Annotated in this window: 18 protein-coding genes; 6 read left to right on the top strand and 12 right to left on the bottom strand. The window is 54.1% G+C overall.

What is annotated here, in order from left to right:
• Positions 1–184: 184 nt before the first annotated feature.
• Together METLU_RS0114575 and METLU_RS0114565 are read left to right on the top strand one after the other, a co-directional pair.
• On the top strand, positions 185–1219 hold the full coding sequence (locus tag METLU_RS0114575; RefSeq protein ID WP_027158856.1) for a cytochrome-c peroxidase: 1035 nt from the start codon (positions 185–187) through the stop codon (positions 1217–1219).
• A gap of 246 nt (positions 1220–1465) precedes the next feature.
• Positions 1466–2251, top strand: coding sequence for a GIN domain-containing protein (locus METLU_RS0114565; protein WP_081679110.1), 786 nt, complete (start codon positions 1466–1468; stop codon positions 2249–2251).
• A gap of 21 nt (positions 2252–2272) precedes the next feature.
• Here METLU_RS0114565 and METLU_RS0114560 read toward each other — a convergent pair whose 3' ends face one another.
• Complete coding sequence (locus tag METLU_RS0114560; RefSeq protein ID WP_036243828.1) at positions 2273–2461, bottom strand: (2Fe-2S)-binding protein; 189 nt, start codon at positions 2459–2461, stop codon at positions 2273–2275.
• Between the two features lie 330 nt (positions 2462–2791).
• Between METLU_RS0114560 and METLU_RS0114555 the strand changes: the two genes are divergently transcribed.
• Positions 2792–3430 (top strand): hypothetical protein, encoded by a 639-nt coding sequence (locus METLU_RS0114555; protein WP_155920569.1) that lies wholly within the window; start codon positions 2792–2794, stop codon positions 3428–3430.
• 261 nt (positions 3431–3691) lie between these two features.
• Here the strand turns inward: METLU_RS0114555 and METLU_RS0114550 are convergent, their stop codons facing one another.
• From METLU_RS0114550 to METLU_RS25445, 5 genes are all read right to left on the bottom strand, one after another.
• On the bottom strand, positions 3692–4279 hold the full coding sequence (locus METLU_RS0114550) for a Tll0287-like domain-containing protein (protein WP_027158852.1): 588 nt from the start codon (positions 4277–4279) through the stop codon (positions 3692–3694).
• An 81-nt stretch (positions 4280–4360) separates the two neighbouring features.
• Entirely contained in the window at positions 4361–5371 is a 1011-nt protein-coding gene (locus tag METLU_RS25450; RefSeq protein ID WP_231383616.1) for a bile acid:sodium symporter family protein, read from the bottom strand.
• 40 nt (positions 5372–5411) lie between these two features.
• The gene (locus METLU_RS0114540) at positions 5412–5807 is read right to left on the bottom strand and encodes a GFA family protein (RefSeq protein ID WP_027158851.1); all 396 of its coding nucleotides are present in this window, start codon (positions 5805–5807) and stop codon (positions 5412–5414) included.
• Between the two features lie 56 nt (positions 5808–5863).
• Entirely contained in the window at positions 5864–6322 is a 459-nt protein-coding gene (locus METLU_RS0114535) for a GNAT family N-acetyltransferase (protein ID WP_027158850.1), read from the bottom strand.
• Between the two features lie 47 nt (positions 6323–6369).
• A complete protein-coding gene (locus tag METLU_RS25445) occupies positions 6370–6951 on the bottom strand; it encodes an NADPH-dependent FMN reductase (protein WP_051299924.1) in 582 nt (193 codons plus the stop codon).
• A 421-nt stretch (positions 6952–7372) separates the two neighbouring features.
• Here METLU_RS25445 and METLU_RS27410 point away from each other — a divergent pair, with 421 nt between their 5' ends.
• Both METLU_RS27410 and METLU_RS0114525 read left to right on the top strand, forming a co-directional pair.
• On the top strand, positions 7373–7774 hold the full coding sequence (locus METLU_RS27410; protein WP_081679109.1) for a GFA family protein: 402 nt from the start codon (positions 7373–7375) through the stop codon (positions 7772–7774).
• A 718-nt stretch (positions 7775–8492) separates the two neighbouring features.
• Positions 8493–9785, top strand: coding sequence for a GNAT family N-acetyltransferase (locus METLU_RS0114525; protein WP_196806544.1), 1293 nt, complete (start codon positions 8493–8495; stop codon positions 9783–9785).
• 266 nt (positions 9786–10051) lie between these two features.
• On the opposite strand, the gene METLU_RS0114520 is transcribed toward METLU_RS0114525, so the two are convergent.
• The 5 genes from METLU_RS0114520 to METLU_RS26805 are packed head-to-tail and all read right to left on the bottom strand — an operon-like array spanning position 10052 to position 16971.
• Positions 10052–13417 (bottom strand): hybrid sensor histidine kinase/response regulator, encoded by a 3366-nt coding sequence (locus METLU_RS0114520; protein ID WP_027158848.1) that lies wholly within the window; start codon positions 13415–13417, stop codon positions 10052–10054.
• Between the two features lie 16 nt (positions 13418–13433).
• Positions 13434–15242, bottom strand: coding sequence for a methyl-accepting chemotaxis protein (locus METLU_RS25440; protein WP_081679108.1), 1809 nt, complete (start codon positions 15240–15242; stop codon positions 13434–13436).
• A gap of 29 nt (positions 15243–15271) precedes the next feature.
• Positions 15272–15787, bottom strand: coding sequence for a chemotaxis protein CheW (locus METLU_RS26810; protein ID WP_051299922.1), 516 nt, complete (start codon positions 15785–15787; stop codon positions 15272–15274).
• Positions 15784–16155 carry a response regulator gene (locus tag METLU_RS0114505; RefSeq protein ID WP_027158847.1) on the bottom strand — a complete coding sequence of 124 codons (372 nt, stop codon included), beginning with the start codon at positions 16153–16155 and terminating at the stop codon, positions 15784–15786. Before METLU_RS0114505 ends, METLU_RS26810 begins: the two co-directional genes overlap by 4 nt.
• A 12-nt stretch (positions 16156–16167) precedes the next feature.
• On the bottom strand, positions 16168–16971 hold the full coding sequence (locus tag METLU_RS26805; RefSeq protein WP_051299921.1) for a response regulator: 804 nt from the start codon (positions 16969–16971) through the stop codon (positions 16168–16170).
• A 498-nt stretch (positions 16972–17469) separates the two neighbouring features.
• Here METLU_RS26805 and METLU_RS0114495 point away from each other — a divergent pair, with 498 nt between their 5' ends.
• Positions 17470–18702, top strand: a complete 1233-nt coding sequence (locus tag METLU_RS0114495) for an MFS transporter (protein ID WP_027158846.1) — start codon at positions 17470–17472, stop codon at positions 18700–18702.
• On the opposite strand, the gene METLU_RS0114490 is transcribed toward METLU_RS0114495, so the two are convergent.
• Positions 18703–19095, bottom strand: coding sequence for a diacylglycerol kinase (locus tag METLU_RS0114490; RefSeq protein ID WP_036243148.1), 393 nt, complete (start codon positions 19093–19095; stop codon positions 18703–18705).
• Between the last annotated feature and the right edge of the window lie 3 nt (positions 19096–19098).

The raw sequence follows: 19098 nt of genomic DNA, 5'->3' as shown, positions 1-19098 counted from the left end.
GTGCTTCACTATTTTGGAGTGGCGCGCCATGCGTATCCAAGCGTAATCATCATCACCATGGGCAGTCAGGAAATCATCATTCAGCTTGGCGAAGCGGATCGGCTTCATCGGGCTTTGCCTCCTGAAACTCGTCGCCCCAAGAATTGATCCGACACAGTTTAGGCTCAACACAAGGAAAAGCACCATGAAACTACTCAACAGCGCCGCCTTAATCCTTTTAGGACTCAGCGTCAATGCCGTAGCGGCAGAGGATCTGGTTAAGAAAGCAAGTGACGCGGGTCTTAAGCCCATCCCCGAGAACCATGCCGAACTCTTCAAGCTGATAGACAATCCCAACAACCCGATCACCAGGGAGAAGCTCGAGCTGGGAAAAAAGCTCTATTTCGACCCCAGACTCTCCAAAAGCAGTCTGATCAGCTGCAACACCTGTCACAACCTGGCCCTGGGCGGTATTGACGGTATCTCTACGGCCATCGGACACAAATGGGAGCACAACCCCCATCACCTCAATTCGCCTACCGTCTATAACTCGGTCTTCAACATCAAGCAGTTCTGGGACGGGCGAAGCCCCGATCTCGAAGCGCAGGCTACAGGCCCTATTGAGGCCGGTCCGGAGATGGCCATGCCCGCAGGACTGGCCGTGGAACGCATTTCCTCTATTCCGGAGTATGTAAATAACTTCCGGAGGATCTTTCCGGGGCAGGAAAACCCGGTGACACTGGAGAATATCGGTAAAATGATCGGCGCCTTTGAACGCATGCTGGTCACGCCTTCCCGGTTTGACGACTTCATGCACGGTGATCATGCGGCATTGAACGCCAAAGAGAAAGAGGGGCTTACGACCTTCATCGATAAAGGCTGCTCCGCTTGCCACAACGGTGTGGGCATAGGCGGCGGCTCCATGCAGGCATTCCCTGCCGTCAAGCCTTACAAATACGCCAGTCTGGGTGATTTCAAAGGAGATGCCAAAGGGATGGTCAAGGTCCCGTTACTGAGAAACATCGCCGAAACCGCCCCCTATTTTCATAACGGTGCGGTATGGGATCTGGATGAAGCGGTCAAAATCATGGGAGAAACCCAGCTTGGCGTCACCCTTACCGGCCAGGAGACGAACAGTATCATCGCTTTCCTGAACAGTCTCACCGGCAAGAAGCCTGAAGTGCATTACCCGCTGCTTCCCGCTTCCACCGCCAAGACGCCCAAGCCCCAGGCAGACTAGTGCCGGAAAACGCTCGTCTGTCGTGTGTGATTTTATAAATAGCACTTGATAATCGGGTGGTCTTTATACACCACCCGATTAATCAAGCGGTGCCGGGCGGCATGCCGCACCTGGATAGCCTGGATGAAAGCACTGTTATCACAGCCCTTCGTTGAACACATCTATCGTGCTGTAGCCAAGCCGGCAGATACGGCATCGGGTACAGCCAGCCGGCTGAGCAACACCGGCAAAGCGAAACTCTAAAGCATGAGAGCGAAAACAATGGCGTTTATCCATAAATCCGTAAGCTATTCACTTTACTGCCTTCTGATGTTCGCCGGCATTGTGCATGCCGAGGTATATGTCAATACTGCCGGCGGCCATAGTACGGTGACTTATTCGAACGGCACTGTTTCCGTTTCAGGAAACGGGGTTGTTATTGTCAACGGCAAAGTGGTTTCCGGCGATGCGGTAACTGCCGGCGGCCCGATCAAGACGGAGGAAAGAGCGCTTCCTCTTTACGATAGTCTCCAGATCGACGCGCCTGTAAAGATGACCTATGCGGTGTCAGGTAGAAACTCGCTGAAGGTGACCGCGCCGGCGGACGTTTTGCCGCTGCTTTCCACAAGCGTTGTTAATGGACGTTTGAATGTGGAGCTTAAAGGGACAGTCGTTAACCTACATGCCCCCATCCGCATTGATGCCTCAGGACCAAGCCTGCAGTCGGTAACAATCTCAGGCGCCGGCGCTGCCAATCTCATGAACCTGGCCGGCGCATCCATCAATATGAATGCCAGCGGCTCGAGCGAGATTATGGCGACCGGTAGCGTTACCCGACTGACAGCCACTGTAAGCGGATCTGGCCGAGTCAATGCGTCATTGCTTCAGGCAGAGGAAATCAGTCTTGATGCGTCAGGGGCCGGCAACATTTCTGCATTCGCCTCCCGCTCTGTTGTTGGCGATTTTTCGGGTGCAAGCCATGCCACCATCGCTGGCAATCCCTCTCGACGAAAGCTGGATATTTCCGGAGCGGCGAACATTGCATACCGCTAAAAACCGAGCCCACAAGATGCGCTAGCTATATTCAGCTATCAACTCCGATACCGCCGTCTCACATCCCCCGCAGCCCGCGCAAGCGCCTGTCAGCCTCGATATGCTGTCCAGATCGTCGATGCCGTTATCAATAAGCTCCCTGATTTTCTCTTTGGTTGTGCCGCTGCAGTAACAAATAAAGTCTTTGTCGTTTAAGTCAGTATCATTCATATCGTGTATTAAGCGCATGGGATGGGGCAAGCAGTGAGGCTCCATCAATGGTGGCGTTGCAAATTCCGCCTATTCTATCATGCCTGCCCGCAAGCCACTCGCTATCATAGCCGCCCGCAATCGATGCCGGCGCGCATCAGCTATCCCATCCACATTCTCAATAAATACTCAAACTGCATTACTCAGGCTGGTCCTTTTCAATAAAATGGCTCTGAATAACGAACAACATACGATCAGGTTTCCCGCATAGCTGAAGAACAATCCCGGACAGCCATGAGCCGGCAGGTTCATAAGCCGTGCTTCACCCTAGAGAAGAGGTCTGCCATGTCTATGAAGAGAATATGCTTGTACCTTGCAGTCATCATGATGTTCAGTCCGTTTTCCGGTTCCGCCTGGGCGACTGAGCCAGATTGGCGGGACGATCATGCGTCGGCATTCTCCTTTCTGTTCGGCAACCATATCGATAGCCACCAGCAGAGCCAATTATTGAATAACGGTGAAATCCATGGCTTCCTGTACATTGTTTTCACCGGCGAGGTCACGCCCGAAGGCTATCCCGTGGCGCATCATTGCAGTGAGGATACGCCGCCCCGCAAGTGCGTAATCGGCTGGTTCCTGCGCGGCAAACCCGGAGAAGCCACTTTTCTCTACCATAACGCGGACCACCCGGTCTGGCTGGCAGGCAGCCGCAACGATATCCCGCAGCCCGGCAGCTATGCGCATTTTCACTGGATCACGGACCAGAGCACCGATCCTCGGCCTGTCACGGACCCTCGCTGCAATGCGGCAACGCCTGAGGAACTCGAGTCCGGAACCACCTGCCCCGGCTATTTTCTTGAACTCAGAGCCTTAAAAAGGTTTGCCTTTCAACATGGCGGCGAGCGCATTCTGGTCGATCCGGGCGTCGATATTGCCACCCATCTGAATATCGTCGCCAGTGTGCCGGGGGATAGCGGTCACGGGCATTAGCCGGCATAAGGAGGCGCATCGATCGCGATTGATGCGCTGCTCTGCGTTCATCCGGTTGCCGATGGCGGGGTGGAGAAAGAGAATCCACAACTGTAGTACTAAGTCATGAGCATGAAATAAATCAGGGAATTGTAGGTGCGGATTCGCCTAAAGCGCCTACTGTTGGTATCCGCACAGTGCGAATGAATTCGCACCTACATCGGAAAATCATCCGCACACATGAGGTGCGTTATTTTATGCACATTTTAAAGCAGCATATGGCTACATGCGCCGCTTGATCGATATCGCGCCGCGTATTTCGCCGGCATGATAACCGGTCGCCTTGTCTTCCGGATATTCCTTCGCCAATAAGGCCTTGACGCCTTCCGGCATATCGTCCGGTGTGCCGTGGCATTGCAGGCACATCGGTTGGGTCGGTATCGCTTTCATATAGCGAAACCAGCGCCCATCGGGATCTTGAACAATGGCAATTTTTTCTATCTCGGCAGCAGGCTTGCCATCGTGGTAGTCCCTGTCGAAATCTTCCAGAACTTGTCGTTCCCACTCATCCGGCAAACCTATTAACGGATTGCGGTTTTTCAGGGATACACGCTTGACCACGCGGCCGTCTTTCGAGTATTCGGCCGCCATCGCCGGCGCGATATGCTTGCAGATACTGATCGCGCTTTCCGCTCCGCCGGCTTTCAATTGTTTTTTCAACGTGCCGCCCAATGCCTGCATGAACTCCTTTGCAAGGCTGCGGCTTTCCTCCAGATACCGCAATTGATCCGTACCGCTATCCGCTGGCCCGGCGAGTGAAGATGCTGAAGCGATGAAAAGCAAAAGACTTTTTGCAATGAATTTTGTCATTTTTCTTCTCCTGATAGTGAATGATTCATCATAGCTCAACGGAGTTCAGCACCCTATGCGCACTGAATCGTTCAGCATTATTCAACGATGCCGTTTATGGTCAGTTCCGGCCGATTTAAAACACGCCGGAGCCGGAATTTGATCGGCTATCGGCGCATGCCCGTTTCCGGCAGGCTTCAGGCGCCACCAGGCGGCAAACAGGCTGCCGATGATCGAATGAAAACTGGCCGAAATAGCCGCTGGCACCGGTGCCAGCGCCATTTGCGCGAAGCTGGTTTGTGCGAGTACCGCGCCCAATCCGGAATTCTGCATGCCGACCTCGATGGAAATCGTGCGGCAGGCGCTTTCTTCGAGCTTCAACATCCTCGCCATCATGTAACCGAGCGTAAAGCCGCCGAGATGCAGCAATGCAACCGCGCTCAACAACGATAAAGCGGAATCCTTGATCATGCCGGCATTCGCGCCGATTATGCTCGCGCAGATCAGCGCGATGACGATCACCGAAGCAAGAGGCGCGACAGGCATCACGGCCTGTACCAGGCGGGGCGTATATCGATTCAGCAGCATCCCCAGCGTAACCGGCAAAATCACCACTTGCAGCGTATTGAAAAACAGGCTCCAGGCATCCACCGGCACATAGGCGCCAGCCAGCCATTGAGTCAGCAGAGGCGTCATGACGACAGCCGCAAAAGTGGAGCACATAGTCATGAGCACCGATAACGCCACATCGGCGCGGGCAATGTAGCTGACCACGTTGGATGCGGTTCCGCCGGGGCAGCAAGCCACCAGAATCAAACCGACCGCCAGTTGAGTCTCGAGCGAAAAGCCCGAGGCTATCGTCCAGCCCAGCAAAGGCATCACGGCAAATTGAGCGGCAACTCCGATTAAAACCGGCCGGGGAGTGCGCGTTACCCTGCGAAAATCCTCGAAGCTAAGCGTTATGCCCATGCCGATCATAATCACCGCCAGGCCCCAGACGATCATCGGTCCGCTAAACCAGGTAAACCACCCGGGAAAAAACAACGCCAGGCCGCTAAAGATCAGCACCCAAAACGGAAAAAGATTGGCAAGCAAATTGAACAAACGAATCACGATATTTCCATCTACCAGAAATCAAAAGACAGCGATTGTATCACCGCCCCGGCTGCCATTCCGCATAAGCTGGAATATCCTCGTATTCAAGCCACGAAACGTCGTGTGATGTCCAGATGTGCATCGCGGGTTTGACGCCCGGGTCTTCATCAAGGGTCGCAACACGCACAATCACATGAGGCTGCCCGAAACGTTCGGCGACCAGATGAGAGCCGCACACGGAACAGAAATGCCGCAGCTTTCCCGGAGACGACATGAAGGATGAAAGCTTGTTCTCGCCCTGCAACCAGCGGAAGTGCTCGCGCATTACGCCGGCGGTGGAGGCAAACGGCGCCGCATGCGCCTTTCTGCAAGTCTGGCAATGGCAGTGGCCGACAGGCATGTCAATGCTGTCGATTTCGTACTGAATGGCCCCGCATAAACAACTACCCTTCATTTTTTCTCCTTGCTGCCGATCGCGGCAGCCTCTGGCGTTTACTGCCGGTTACGGCATTATTGGGCAGGGATGGCATAGTGATAGACGAAAAATTGTTCGTCGCGCTGCCAGCCGGCCGATCGATACAGCGCTTGCGCTTCCTCGTTGCTGACTGCCGTCGACAGCGAAAGGCGCACCGCATCCAGTGATTTGCCGAACTCTACGGCTGCTGCCAGCAGCAGTGAACCGATTCCTTTCCGGCGACCGCTCTCGTGCACAAAAAGGTCGTTGAGCACGAAGGTTCTGGCGAGCGAAACCGATGAAAAGCTCGGATAAAGCTGTGCGAAGCCGACGGGAACGTTCGCGTCATGGGCAATAAACACGACCGACTCACCATGATTGAAGCGGGCCGATAGAAACTCGCGCGCGGCGCGAAGATCGCTCCCGCGGCCATAGAATTGCCGATAGCCGTCAAACAAGGGCGCAAGCGCGTCAATGTCTGACAGAACAGCCTGACGGATTGTAATGTTGTTCATAATTCTCCTGATTTAGTAATTGTCCAATGAAAACGCTGGCGCGCGCTTCAGAGCGCCGGGCGCGGTAAATTTGCTTCATCGGTGCCACCTTCGGCCCGATGAAGCGCTATTGCGCGCCGAAAGGCCAGGATGGCCTCATACAGCGCGGCTGAAATTTCGGGATCGGAGACAATGTCCGGCTCGTCAAGTTTAGAGCCGAGAATCGGTACGGTAATAGACGCCTCATCAACAATTCTGGCGGACATCATCGTGATGGTTTCCTTCAGGGCGGCCTGTGCATGAGTGGCCCGCGGCGAGGTGTTGAGCAACGCAACCGGCTTATCTACGAAGGCTTCGCAACCCACCATCCAGTCCAGAGCGTTTTTCACGACACCGGTAACGCCATGGGCATATTCCGGGCTCGCAATGAATACGCCGTCTGCGCCGAGCAAACGGTTGCGCAAATCCGCTACCGCCGGCGGATCAGTCGCTTCGATATCCGGGTTGAACAAAGGCAGTTGCGCCATGCCGCTGTAAAGATCAATCCGGACATCTGCCGGCGCCAGCTTCGAAACGGCGCGCAACAGGGCGGTATTCAGCGATGCCTTGCGGAGACTGCCGCTGATGGCCAATATTCTTGTTATTCGCAACGATTACTCCTGGGTGTTATTTCGTGCATGATTTTTATGCCTGACGATAAGGATGACGCACCGCCAACGGTTGGCATCGTCAACCGCCATGCTAAAAATACGGGCATTCGGTTCTCCGAGCCAATAACCAACCGCTCATGCCAGCAAGAGGCTGACTGATCATATATCGTCCAGCCAGAATCAATGGGTTGGTTAAATTGATATAAATCACGGATATCCATAGCACTGAACCTTCAGATCCTGAATGGCATTATTGACGCAATTATTCTAACATTCAAACTGTGCAACAATACCTGTTTCGAGTATTAAGTCAGTGTCAGAGCCTGCCCCTGATTGTACCTCGGACAGATATACCGCATGGCGCTCTTTTCAGAGTGTTTGGTTATTAAATAAAGCATCAACATAAGGTATCAAATAATATATGGATTCGCTAAAAGGACACTGCCTTTGTGGCTCAGTGCAATACGAAATTAAAGGTAAGCCGCAATTCTCCTTTCTATGCCAGTGCAGGCAGTGCCAGAGAATTACCGGCTCTGGTCATTCTGCTGAATTTGCAGTTCCCGATGAAATAACCTCGATAACGGGCGAGCTAAAATGCTATGACATGACATCAGATAATGGCAATACTATTAGCAGCGGGTTTTGTTCCAATTGTGGAAATCCTGTTTTAAAAAGGTCTTCCGGTTATCCTGGTTTACTCTTTTTTCATGCGGCGACATTAGAAAACCCGGCATTATTTAAACCTCAAAAAGTATTCTGGGCATCAAGCAGTCAACCTTGGGATTTTGTAGATCCCGAACTTGAAATAAAGCAAAATGCATGATCAGGCGCTCCACTTGGCTGCAACAAGCGCTACGCCCATTCCCGTTATTTATCTCCAGTGGGCTTGCCATTCATCCGCACGGAATGAATTATTGGCAATAAGTCTGAATTTAATCCGGTATAAATTACATTGAATTCAGACTTACGCGGATATTATCTGACATGAATATCCGCTATCGGCTAAAACCGGCCAGTGAAAAGTCTCTATGCATTATTTACATATTTAAAAGCATGGATGGGCTTTGAAATACCAAAGCCCATTATTTTTCGTGTTAGTTTTCATGGGTATTCTTACTTATTGTGTATTTAGTCCGGAATATGTACTGTTAATCATCGTTGCCGGAGATAAATTAACAATGCTTGATCTGATAATGTATGGGCGTTTCAGGTTTTATATTAACTCTGAACGACCGCCAGCGACCCCGACCGTGTCAGAACGCAGTTCTTGATATAGTCAGGCTCTGCTTGCTGATGGATCAATCCAATGATGAAGCTGAAATCACTGCCTTCGTCCCCAAATGCAAAACCTGAAGAGCTTCATCTGCGTCGGGTGTTTTCAACGTCGAAAGATGACTTTGTTTCTCCGGCTCATGTGATCAATGAAGAGAGGGTAATAAGTTAACTGAAGTCGTCATGAACAGGGAATATCGACGTTACATGATACATCGACCCAATCAGGCTTCAATATGACTACTTCAAAGTTCGGGGGAGAATTCAAAATGGCTATCACTAAACTCGATGAAATATTCAAAGTGATTGATAAAAAAAATGATCTTTATTTGAATGAGGGGTGTAAGTCACTTATTTTAAGAGGGCGTGATCAACTTTCTGATTACGCCGCACAAATTGACTTGTTGTTCGCCGAAACTTTCGCGCCATCAGCAGTAAGATGGCCTCTGCTGGAATCCTGGCTGCTTTATAACCCGGAAGTAGAGCCGATAGGCGTATTGATATGGAATGATCAAGCCTTGGTTGCGGCCGGCCTTTTTGCGCTCCATAATAAGAATCTATTCTGCAAGATCACCAAAATCGGCGTGCAAGGAGAGCCATACTGGTTCTCGGCCCGAGACCAGTTCTCCGGCGATCTCCTTGGACAAACATTGATAAAAGCTTTCCAGGCAATTAAAAAACCATGGTTTCTCTGCCTGACTGATCTGCCTGACACTGATCCTGTAGTCAGCGCAATAAGGAACCGGCTTAAACCGAGTGAGATATCGACTTTCACCTATTCACCGCAGCTACGGTTTGACAGGCAAAGCGGGCTGAATCAGTATCTATCCCTAAACACCAGATCAGCCGTCGCAAAAGCAAAAAACAGAATTAAACGCGATGGCCTGACGCTGGATATGCAATGGGCGTCTGAAGTTTACGAAATTGAAAGGTCTCTGGATGAGATAGTTCTGGTTCACCGCGAAAGAAATCGGCTAAAACGGGGGCTGGCCATTCTGGACGATCCATTGGAAGCCGCTTTTTTTAGGGAAACGGTGCTTACCTATGCCAAGGCTAAAAAAATTCGACTTCTCACTTTACGTCTCGATGGTTCTCTTGCAGCGTTTGCAATGGGCATTTTGGACAGAGACATGTTGTGGATCTACGCCAATCTGGTATCGCCGAATTGGCTCCGCTACAGCGCAGGGACAATTATCAATGCGGAGGTTGTAAGGTCGGTCTACAGCGATCCATCAATCAAAGGCGTGAATTGGGGCGCGGGCTTGCAGCGGTACAAGATGAGCGGAGATGTCAAGTTGATCCCCGCAGTAAAACTGATGGGCTGGTCTTCCTGGCCGACGCGCCTGGCGTGGCTGGTTCGCGAAAAAATAAGAGAAGGGCGCAATAAAGCAAGACAAGTCCTGTTATCTTCAAAAAATTTTATCAGCGCCGACAAGAATCAGAAGAAAAATACCGAAAACAGTCAATCACGGCACTGGGTGCTGTGCCTGTTCAGCTATGAATATACGGCAGGAATAGGGGATGCAATTTTATCTCTGGATTCAATTTTATCTGTGTTGTAAATATCCGGGGCTGACTGGCGCGGGTCGATTTGAAACAATTAATGTCCCGATGCAGATGCGGCAAATTTGTAACCCGCCAGACCGAGTCTGAACCGCTACAAATAAATCGTCACCGACATGGACTCTGGTTGGTGACTTTTCCCTTATTTACAGCCGGAAAAGAGAACCGCCCCATCGACTCGCTGGCTGCTTTCGCGGCAAATTTCTCGATCGGGTCAGTTCTGTTTCTCCTCGTCTTCAGAAACAAACACGAGGATACGCTTCCATCAAGCCGCCTGCGTCAATCTTTGCTCCAACAGGTCGTTTAGCCTGATGATCAGATCGTCTTCACTGAATGGTTTGGTCAAGTACAGCGTCACGCCGGCATTATCGGCCTGGGTTCGATGTTTTTCGCTGGACCGGGAAGTAATCATGATCAGCGGAATTGCCTGCAGGTCCGGCATCGATCTCAGGTAGCGGGTCAGCTCGATGCCGTTCATTCTCGGCATTTCCAGGTCCGATAGAATGATGTCGGGCTTTCGGGCCTCGATTTTTTCGATCGCGTCGAGCCCGTCGATCGCGGTCAGCACCTCGAATCCGGCATCTTTCAATAACTGCACGGTAGCCTTTCTGGCCGACAGGGAATCGTCGACGACCAGCGCCAGCGTTTTCGCCACGCGCTGCGTGACCGGAGCCAGTTCTATGGCGTGATCGGCCTGCGCACGCCTTTCGGCGTCGGAAATAAGCTCGAACAGATCAATGACCGGCGCGATCTGGCCGCTGCCCAGCATCACGCCGCCCAGGACGCCGTAAACGCCTTTCAGGTAATCGCCGAAAGGCCGGATCATCAGATTTCTGTAGCCGATGACCTGATCGACCAGTACGACTTGTTCGGCGCCGCTCAGGGCCTTGAAAAGCAGGCCGGCCGCCTTGTCGGGCATCCCGTTTTTGCGCTCCAGTCCGAGCAGATCGCTCAGCGTATCGGCCGGATAGCGGTGTTCCTCGACCTGATAATGGAGAGTACCGTCCGTCTCGGCTATCAGCTTGCCATCCAGCGCGCAGAAAATATGCCCGATGCCGTGTTCCGACACCGCGAAGGTTTGCCCGTCCAGTTTGACCAGAATCATCGGCGCATCATACCGGTTCGAAGGCACGTTCATGGTCACGATCAGACCGTGACCCGGCTTCGATGCCAGATCCATGACACCGTTCATGCTGGCGATCCGCGCCTGGATGGCATCCATGCCGATTCCGCGTCCGGACACATGGCTGGCCTGCTCCTTGGTCGAAAAGCCGGGACGGAAAATCAACCTTTGTATCTGATCCTCCGATAGCGCCTGCTGATCCGTGACCCAACCCTTGCCCTGCGCAGCCGCCCATATCCTGACCGTGTCCAGGCCGCTGCCGTCGTCTTCGCAAGTGATACTGAGCGCGTTGCGGTCATTCGTAAAACTCAGGCGTATCATGCCCTGCCTGGGCTTTCCGGCTTGTACGCGGCTTTCCGGCGCTTCGATGCCATGATCGACGGCATTGCGCAACAGATGCATCAGGGCATCGGACAGGCCGTTCAGGATTTCACTGTCGATCAGGGTAGTTCCGCCGCTGATTTGCAACCCGACTTCCTTGCCGGTCATTCTGGCGGTCTGCCTGACGATGCGCTGACAGCGCGGAACGATCTTCTGTACGGGCACCAATCGAAGGCCCTGAACGCGTTCCAGATGCTCTTTCTGCAGGGTGCGCTGTTCGATCAGGAGGTTCCGGCCGTCGAGCAACTGCCGGTGCATCTGCGCGTTCTGCTCGCGCACGTCGGCCGCGGCTTCGGCCAGGCGGCTGAGGCAGGTATGCACTTCGCCATACTGCTCCATTTCCAGCGTGTCGAAGCCCTGGTTGCCGCGGCTGTCCCTGGCCATTACGCTCTGGATGTTGACCAGCCGGTCCATCTCGGCAACCAGCTCACTGAGCCGCCAGGTCAGTTCACGGACTTCGTCGCTGTCGTTCAGCAGCCCTCCGATTTTGTCGTGAACGCGCTCGCCGATGCTGCCCGCTTCGGCGGCCACTTCGATAATCTGATCGATCATGAACGACGGAATGGCCGTCATGGCCTTGGCCCGATCGTCATCATGGTCGGGATTTTCCGGTTCCGACGGCACACTCATTACCTTGGATTCATCCGCAATCTCAATGCCGGCCACGCCTTCTTTCTTGATCCGGTAATCCCAGTCCAGCACTCGTTGCAGCATGGACAGGGCCTGTTCCGGCGCCGCGCCCTGCCCTTGCAGGCAATCGGACATGGCGGCCAGGCAATCGGCCGCATCGATCAGCACGTTCCCGAGCTCCCGGCCGGGCAACGCCTGCTCCATGTTGAGCGCTTCCAGAATCGCTTCGAGGCTGTGCGTCAGATTGGCGATGCCGTGAACGCCGATCGTGTTGCAGGCGCCTTTCAGGGTATGGGCGATGCGCTGCGCCTCCAATAGACGCGCCTGTGATGCGTCGGCGCCGATGATATCTTGTATGGCCGCCAGGAAACTTTCCGTCAGCAGCGGCAATTCTTGCAACAAGGTCTGCACCAGTTCGCCGTCAACATCGTCGGGTATCGCCAGCGACACGTCTTCCGGCCGGGCGATCGTTCTTTCCAGATTGGCACGTTGCGCATCGGGATCGGTGACGGACACGTTAAGCGCCTCGAATAACCGGCCTTGCATCGCCTCCGGCAACGGCCTGCGCCAGCCCGGCTCATGCAGATGCCTGACCAGAGCGCTACAGTGACTGTCATTGCTGATATCGGTCAGATATTCCTGGATCAGGATCAGCGCTATGCCGAAGAGATTGCATTCTTCGTCATAGTTATGATCCTCGGCGGCCTTGGCGACGACATTCAGCCAGAGCCTTCTGAACACGTAGCTCAGGCCGAACAAGCCTACCGTTTCGCAGGCCTTATTGATATTTTCCAGCAAAAAATCGTTGGCGCTGAGAGACTGCTGGTATTCGGCCAGCGATGTGCAATTGAGCTTGGCCAGCGTATGGGTCAGGTCATCGGCGACTTTGTCGAATACATCGCTGATCATATGCACCAGAGCCAGGTCGACCGGCACGAGCGGCCTGTCAGCCAGCTGGTCTATGAGTGGCTCGTCGTCAGTCCGGGGCTCGATTTCATCATGAGCGGTTTCTTCCGACAGTAAAGCCGGACTTTCAATCATCAGAACGCTGTCTTTCGCCATAGAGCCCGCAAATTCGATCACACCATCAATCAACTCGGCCGCGTCGTCCTCGTCCAACGGCTCTTGCCACACCGGGTCTTGCAACAGCGAAACCCAGGCGGCAATGACTTTTTCATCGGCCGGCGACTGGAGATAGCCGCGACAGGCTTCATGCCAATGCTGTAACAAAGCCTGCTCCGGTCCGGACAGTCCGTTTTCACGGCTCGCGAGCAGCAGGTCCAGGTTTTCGGCGTACAAAGCGATCAGGTCCATCAGGGCCGGCGTGCCGGCTTCGGCCAATTGTTCGGCCAGGGCTTGCCAGCCTTCGCTGAGCTGCTCGGCCAGTTCCAGCCGGCCTTCTTCATTGCTGGCGGCCAGCAGTTCCTCCAGATGAAGATCAAGCTGATCCAGTGCCAATCCGAAAGGTTTTAACGCGATCATCGAATCTTGCGACATACAGTAGGCTCAATCATCAGGCGGGCAGTTTGAACACGCGGACTTTTTTCAGCAGCGTTTCAGCGTCATTGACGAGGCCTTCCGACAACTGCGACTGCGCCTGTAGCTGGATATGGGTTTTTTCGGTGCTTTGCTGAATGACCAGGGCGCGCTCCTTCAGGATCTGCCCCAGTTTGACCTGCTTCATGGCCTTGTCGGCAATATCATGTACATATTCGACCAGCTTCAAGGTCACGTTACGCGTGTCTTTCATGCGGTCGCCCGCTTCTTCGGCCAGGCGCGTGCCTTCGACCACCTGCGTGATCACGTCGTTCATAGTGTTGACGGCGTCGGCCGTGTCGACCTGGATGTTTTTCACCAGCAGCGAGATCTGGCCGGTCGCTTCGCGCGAGCTTTCCGCCAGCCGTTGCACCTCGTTCGCGACGACCATGAAGCCCCGGCCCGCTTCACCGGCCTGCGCGGCCTGCATGCCGGCATTCAAGGCCAGTACGTGCGTGCGCTCGGCGATTTCGTTGATGATGTTGACGGCGCCGGTGATTTCCTGCGAGCGCTCGCCGAGTCGCTTGATTCGCTTTTCAATCTCGCGGATGATCTCGCGGATCTTGTTAATGCTCTGCACGGTGTCGGTCACGGCCTGCAGCGCTGTATTGGTTGCCTGCATGGCGTCCCTGGACGAACTGTTCGTGGTCTGTGAAATTTTTGCGACATTCAGCATCACCATAACCGCCGAATTCAGCTCCTCAAGCATTTTTTCCGTTTCCATTCTTTCCTGCTCGGCGAAAACCATAACCGCATCGGACTGGCTTTTAACCTTGCTGGAAGACAGGTTGACGCGCTCGGATACATGGTTAACATCTTTTAATGTCGATGCCGTTTCCTGAGCCAGCAGGTTGATCGCATCCGACAGCGTGCCGGTGATGTCCTCGGAAACCGGGATGTTGACGGTCAGATCCCTCTGGCTCAGACGGGCGACCGACTGCAGCAAGGCAATGACCGAATTGTTCAGTTCGGTTCTGGCCTGCTCCGAAGCGGCCAGTTTTTCGGCCCGCTCGTCCAGCAGCGCATCGAAGCTGCGGGCCAGGATGCCGATTTCGTCCCGGGCATTGGTTTTGGCGCGCGCCTCGTAATCCCCTTGGGAAATCCGGTTTACCAACCTAGTCAGGAACCTGACCGGTTTCAGGACGCTGAACTCGACGACCGCCACATACAGACTGATCAGCAGCAAAAGCAAGGCCAAGCCGATAGCTGCCGTTTCTTGTTTGAACTGCGCTATCGATTGCTCCGTATTTTGACCGGTCTTGATTTTCAATCGCTGGGCCTGTTCGGCGATATGCTGAATCGCATCCGTCGGGGCACGGTCGATGCCGCGCACTTTGACATCAACATCGCGATAACCGAGGCCGGCCTCGTTCCTAAATAATAGCGGAATCGCCGCGTGATAAACCTCGGTCAAACGATCATGCTCGACCAGAAACTGGTCAGCGGCCTTGACGATTTCGGGATGCCCCTCGGCTAGCGCGCGCAGTTGCCTGACGGTGCTTTGGGTTTGCTGGCGCATGTCCTCGAACTGGCTGCTGTATTTGTCATAGTCTTTTTGCACATGGCCGCGGATCAGCATGTTTTTCCATTCCTGCACCTGTATCTTGAACAGGACTGTAGCCTCCAGGGACAGATTCGCGATTTTATTGGCCTGCTCGTTACTTCTGGACATTTCTTCGGAATAAGAATCCATGCGTTCGAAGGCGTAATAACCTAGCACGGCCAGTACGGCCAACATCAACAGAAAAGCGCCGTGAAGCTTGAGTCGTATACTTAGATTTTTCATGCTTTTTTATATTGTTCTATCAGATGGTTTCAGCAGGACTTCGCGCTTTCAGCGAGAAACGTGAAAAAATGCGTTTTGTTGAAGGCCAGCCAGGCCGTCTCTTGTTGCAGGTAGACTTTGCTGACCTGCGCGGCGATCAGATCGGGCACCGGCACGGCTGCTGCCGGCGCTTCGACAAGTCCCGTCAGCCACTGCGGCGGGTCTTTCAGCACAAAGCCCAGCGCCTGCTTGCCTTGGTCCAGAACCAGTACCGTCGGCTTGAGGAGATCGGCCGGCGCGTCGAGCAACAGCGCATACAGATCGAAAACCGGAATCAGATTGCCGCGCAACGTCATGACGCCCGGCATCCAGTTCCGGGTATGCGGGACCGGGCGGATTTCCGGGTTAATGACGATCTCGCCGGGGCAATGCTCGGGAAACAGGAAGCCTAAAGGACCTATCCTGAAACCGTAGCGTTGCATGCCCTGAACCTCGTCGGGCGAGACAACGCGCTCGATGAATAGGTCCGACGGCGCGGACTCAATCGCTGAGAGCAACGTATTCACCGCTCGAACACCTTGATCTGGTCCAGAATCTCATTCTTCTGGAAGGGTTTGGTGATGTAGGCCTTGCCGCCCTGCAGTTGCGCCCATACTTTATCCGCCTGCTCGCCCTTGCTGGACAGGAAGATCACCGGAATATCTTTAGTGGCCTCGTCATTGGCCAGTTTGCGGCAGGCCGTGAAACCATCGACTTCCGGCATGACAATATCCATGAAGATCAGGTCGGGATTGCCGCTGGCGGCGATAGTCTCGATCGCGGCCTTGCCGGAATGCGCCGTCGTGACTTCGTAACCGGCTTCCGTCAGAATGTTTTTCAGATTGCTCAGTTCGACAAGCATGTCGTCGACACATAAAATTTTTCTAATCGCCATCGCGACTCCTTGTTATGGTTTTTTATAATTGCTCAACCAGTTCATGATGCGGTCCAGCATGTTCTGGAATTCATCGGACTTGATTGGCTTGGTGATGTAATTCGTGCAGCCGGCCATGACGCCTTTGACTTCATCCAATGGGGAGGTCTTGGCCGATAGCATGATGATCGGCGTTTTCTTCATCTCGGCGATCTTCCTGATCTGGCCGCAGACTTCATAACCATCCATGCCCGGCATCATGACATCGAGAAAAATGAAATCGTAGGTTTTTGCCGCGACCTTGGCCAAGGATTGTTCGCCGCTCTCGGCGAAATCGATGCTCAACGGCAGCGAGGCTTTGTCCAGTTCCAGCGCAATGGTCTTCCGCATCAGTTCGCTGTCATCGACGACCAGAACGGCATAGGCGTAGGCCTTGCCCTGATCGCTACCATTGCCTGCCTCATAGTGACCGGCTTCAGGCGTCTGTTCGCCAGGGATAAAGTCCTGTTTGTTCCTGGCCGGGATTTTGACCTGATCGAGCACGCGAATGACCCGGGTCGCCAGCAACAATCCCTTGATATGATAATCGGAACCTTCCGGCTTGTCGGACTGGCCGACCGTCACAACCGGCGTTTCAGGATGCATGGCATCGATATGATTTTTACTGTCGAAAAAGGTTTTCGCATCGATGTCGACGATCAGCAGATCGGTTTGATCGGTCAGTTTTGCAATAGAGTAAGTGCGTTCCCGGTTCCCCGTCGCTTGAAAAATTTTCTCGAGTTTTTCGGCATTCTTTTCTGAAACCCCCCGTAACCCCACTTTCAAGTTTTTTATCATTATTGTCTTGCCTCAACATGGTTAGTCCTGAACAGCCCCGCTCCATGGGAGCCAAGAGACTACCAGCGCCATATGACAATTTTGTTACGGAAGAGCTTCAGTTAAGACCAAATTTCAATAATGTGAACTGTGCACTCTTTTTCCGGATTAGTTTTGAATCAGGCACGGATTTTTCTAAATTAATCTTGTAGGTCCTGATGGAAAGGGCGCTGAAGCAACCTGATCACTCAGGGCTAAACTGGCGGCCGTGTTCGAGGGACGTGGCCATCCGGCGGTATGGTGGTAAACTTACGCGTCCTTGCGCCTGGGGTTCAGGCATCGGATTTGCCCCTCGCTGCATTCACGCAATGTCCAAGCCAAGTAGGGTACGCATCGCGTACCTTTTCAGCTAGCCAATGCCGAACGTTTCGGATGGGCCCCGGATATAAAGTTTTGCAGTTTTTCTTTGTGGTAAAAATTCCTTAGCCATTACGTCATAGCCATCGATAAGGTATCTTCATGTCAAAATCCCTGAACGGGTTCGGCGCGCTGCGCCATCGTAATTTCGCCCTGTATCTGAGCGCGCGATTGCTCGCCACGATCGCCGTGCAAATGCAGACCGTCGCCGTGGGCTGGCAGATTTATGCGCTCAGCGGCGATGTCATGGATCTGGGTCTGGTCGGCCTGTCCCAGTTCGCGCCCTTCATGGTACTGATCCTGATCGCGGGACAAGCCGCGGATCAATGGGACCGGCACCGGATTATCATGCTGTGTTTTGTCGTGGAAATGCTGTGCGGCGTGCTGTTGCTGGGATTTTCGCTGGCGGGTCTGCAAGCCGTCTGGCCGGTGTTTGCGGTCATGGCGTTGTACGGCTCGGCACGCGCGTTCATGATGCCGGCCGGCCAGGCCATCGTGATCAATCTGGTGCCGCCCGAGCGTTTCGGCAACGCCGTGGCGCTGAATTCCTCGCTCTATCATGCCGCCGTGATCGCCGGACCCATGCTGGGCGGACTGCTGTATCTGACTGGACCGGAGACAGTCTACGCCAGCGTTGCAGGACTCTTGGCAACAGCGGCACTGCTGATGCTGCTGATCCGCACCGACAGAAAAGCGGCCACAAGTCGCCAGCCGGTTTCCTGGCATACGCTGCTGGAAGGGCTGCGCTTCGTGCGCGCCAAGCCGATCATACTGGGCGCGATTTCACTGGATCTGTTTGCCGTGCTGTTCGGCGGCGCGGTCGCGCTGTTGCCGGTCTACGCCAGCGACATCCTGCATATCGGCCCGCAAGGCCTGGGTCTGCTGCGCACGGCGCCGGCCATCGGCGCGGCGGCGACGGCCGTGCTGCTGGCCTGGCTGCCGATCACCCGACGGGTCGGGCGCTGGATGTTCGGCGGTGTCGCGCTGTTCGGCGCGGCGACGGTTGTGTTCGGCCTGTCCGGAGACTTTTACCTGTCGCTGCTGATGCTGTTTTTGATGGGCGCCGGCGATATGGTCAGCGTCTACATCCGTCACATGCTCGTGCAACTGGAAACGCCGGATGCGATCCGTGGCCGCGTCAGCGCCGTCAATTCGGTGTTTATCGGCGCCTCCAACGAACTGGGCGAATTCGAATCCGGCATTACCGCCGCCTGGTTCGGGCTGGTGCCGGCCGTAGTCATCGGCGGCGGCGCGACATTGGCCATCACGCTGTTGTGGATCGGCCTGTTTCCGCCGCTGCGCCGTATCGACCGCTTTCCACCCGCGCAGCGCTGATTAACCCGGCCCGAGCATGAACCATAGCCGGCCCAGTTCCGACACGATCATCACGATCCAGATCAGAATGCTGATGCCGGCCGCGGCCGCCGCGATGTCCTTGATGACTTTGATTTTCTGGTTCTCCTGATTTTCGACGAAATCGCACAGGGTTTCGATAGTCGTATTGAACATTTCGGCTATAAGCATGAGGCCGGTCGCCGAGAACACCGACAGGAAATCGATCCATTGACGGAAATGGAAGCACACAACCAGGACCGCGATTGAAAGCAGGACTTTGTAGGCGACGCTGAAATCATACAGAATGGCGTAACGCAGTCCCGAGAGAATGACTTTGAATTTTTGCAGGGGATGATAGCCACTCTGACCCGTGCCCAGAAATTTATTGCGCATAAT

It is taken from the genome of Methylobacter luteus IMV-B-3098 (genome assembly GCF_000427625.1).
Taxonomy (GTDB): domain Bacteria; phylum Pseudomonadota; class Gammaproteobacteria; order Methylococcales; family Methylomonadaceae; genus Methylobacter; species Methylobacter luteus.
Note: the sequence above shows the minus strand (reverse complement) of the source record. Positions and strands in the feature narration are given on the sequence as shown.

What these genes read in the sequence shown, in the direction of transcription:
- METLU_RS26805 (WP_051299921.1), bottom strand. Translation starts at nt 16,971, where the DNA reads ATGATAAAAAACTTGAAAGTGGGGTTACGGGGGGTTTCAGAAAAGAAT.
- METLU_RS0114555 (WP_155920569.1), top strand. Translation starts at nt 2,792, where the DNA reads ATGAAGAGAATATGCTTGTACCTTGCAGTCATCATGATGTTCAGTCCG.
- METLU_RS0114550 (WP_027158852.1), bottom strand. Translation starts at nt 4,279, where the DNA reads ATGACAAAATTCATTGCAAAAAGTCTTTTGCTTTTCATCGCTTCAGCA.
- METLU_RS0114535 (WP_027158850.1), bottom strand. Translation starts at nt 6,322, where the DNA reads ATGAACAACATTACAATCCGTCAGGCTGTTCTGTCAGACATTGACGCG.
- METLU_RS0114560 (WP_036243828.1), bottom strand. Translation starts at nt 2,461, where the DNA reads ATGAATGATACTGACTTAAACGACAAAGACTTTATTTGTTACTGCAGC.
- METLU_RS0114505 (WP_027158847.1), bottom strand. Translation starts at nt 16,155, where the DNA reads ATGGCGATTAGAAAAATTTTATGTGTCGACGACATGCTTGTCGAACTG.
- METLU_RS27410 (WP_081679109.1), top strand. Translation starts at nt 7,373, where the DNA reads ATGGATTCGCTAAAAGGACACTGCCTTTGTGGCTCAGTGCAATACGAA.
- METLU_RS0114495 (WP_027158846.1), top strand. Translation starts at nt 17,470, where the DNA reads ATGTCAAAATCCCTGAACGGGTTCGGCGCGCTGCGCCATCGTAATTTC.
- METLU_RS0114490 (WP_036243148.1), bottom strand. Translation starts at nt 19,095, where the DNA reads ATGCGCAATAAATTTCTGGGCACGGGTCAGAGTGGCTATCATCCCCTG.
- METLU_RS0114575 (WP_027158856.1), top strand. Translation starts at nt 185, where the DNA reads ATGAAACTACTCAACAGCGCCGCCTTAATCCTTTTAGGACTCAGCGTC.
- METLU_RS25440 (WP_081679108.1), bottom strand. Translation starts at nt 15,242, where the DNA reads ATGAAAAATCTAAGTATACGACTCAAGCTTCACGGCGCTTTTCTGTTG.
- METLU_RS0114520 (WP_027158848.1), bottom strand. Translation starts at nt 13,417, where the DNA reads ATGTCGCAAGATTCGATGATCGCGTTAAAACCTTTCGGATTGGCACTG.
- METLU_RS0114565 (WP_081679110.1), top strand. Translation starts at nt 1,466, where the DNA reads ATGAGAGCGAAAACAATGGCGTTTATCCATAAATCCGTAAGCTATTCA.
- METLU_RS0114540 (WP_027158851.1), bottom strand. Translation starts at nt 5,807, where the DNA reads ATGAAGGGTAGTTGTTTATGCGGGGCCATTCAGTACGAAATCGACAGC.
- METLU_RS0114525 (WP_196806544.1), top strand. Translation starts at nt 8,493, where the DNA reads ATGGCTATCACTAAACTCGATGAAATATTCAAAGTGATTGATAAAAAA.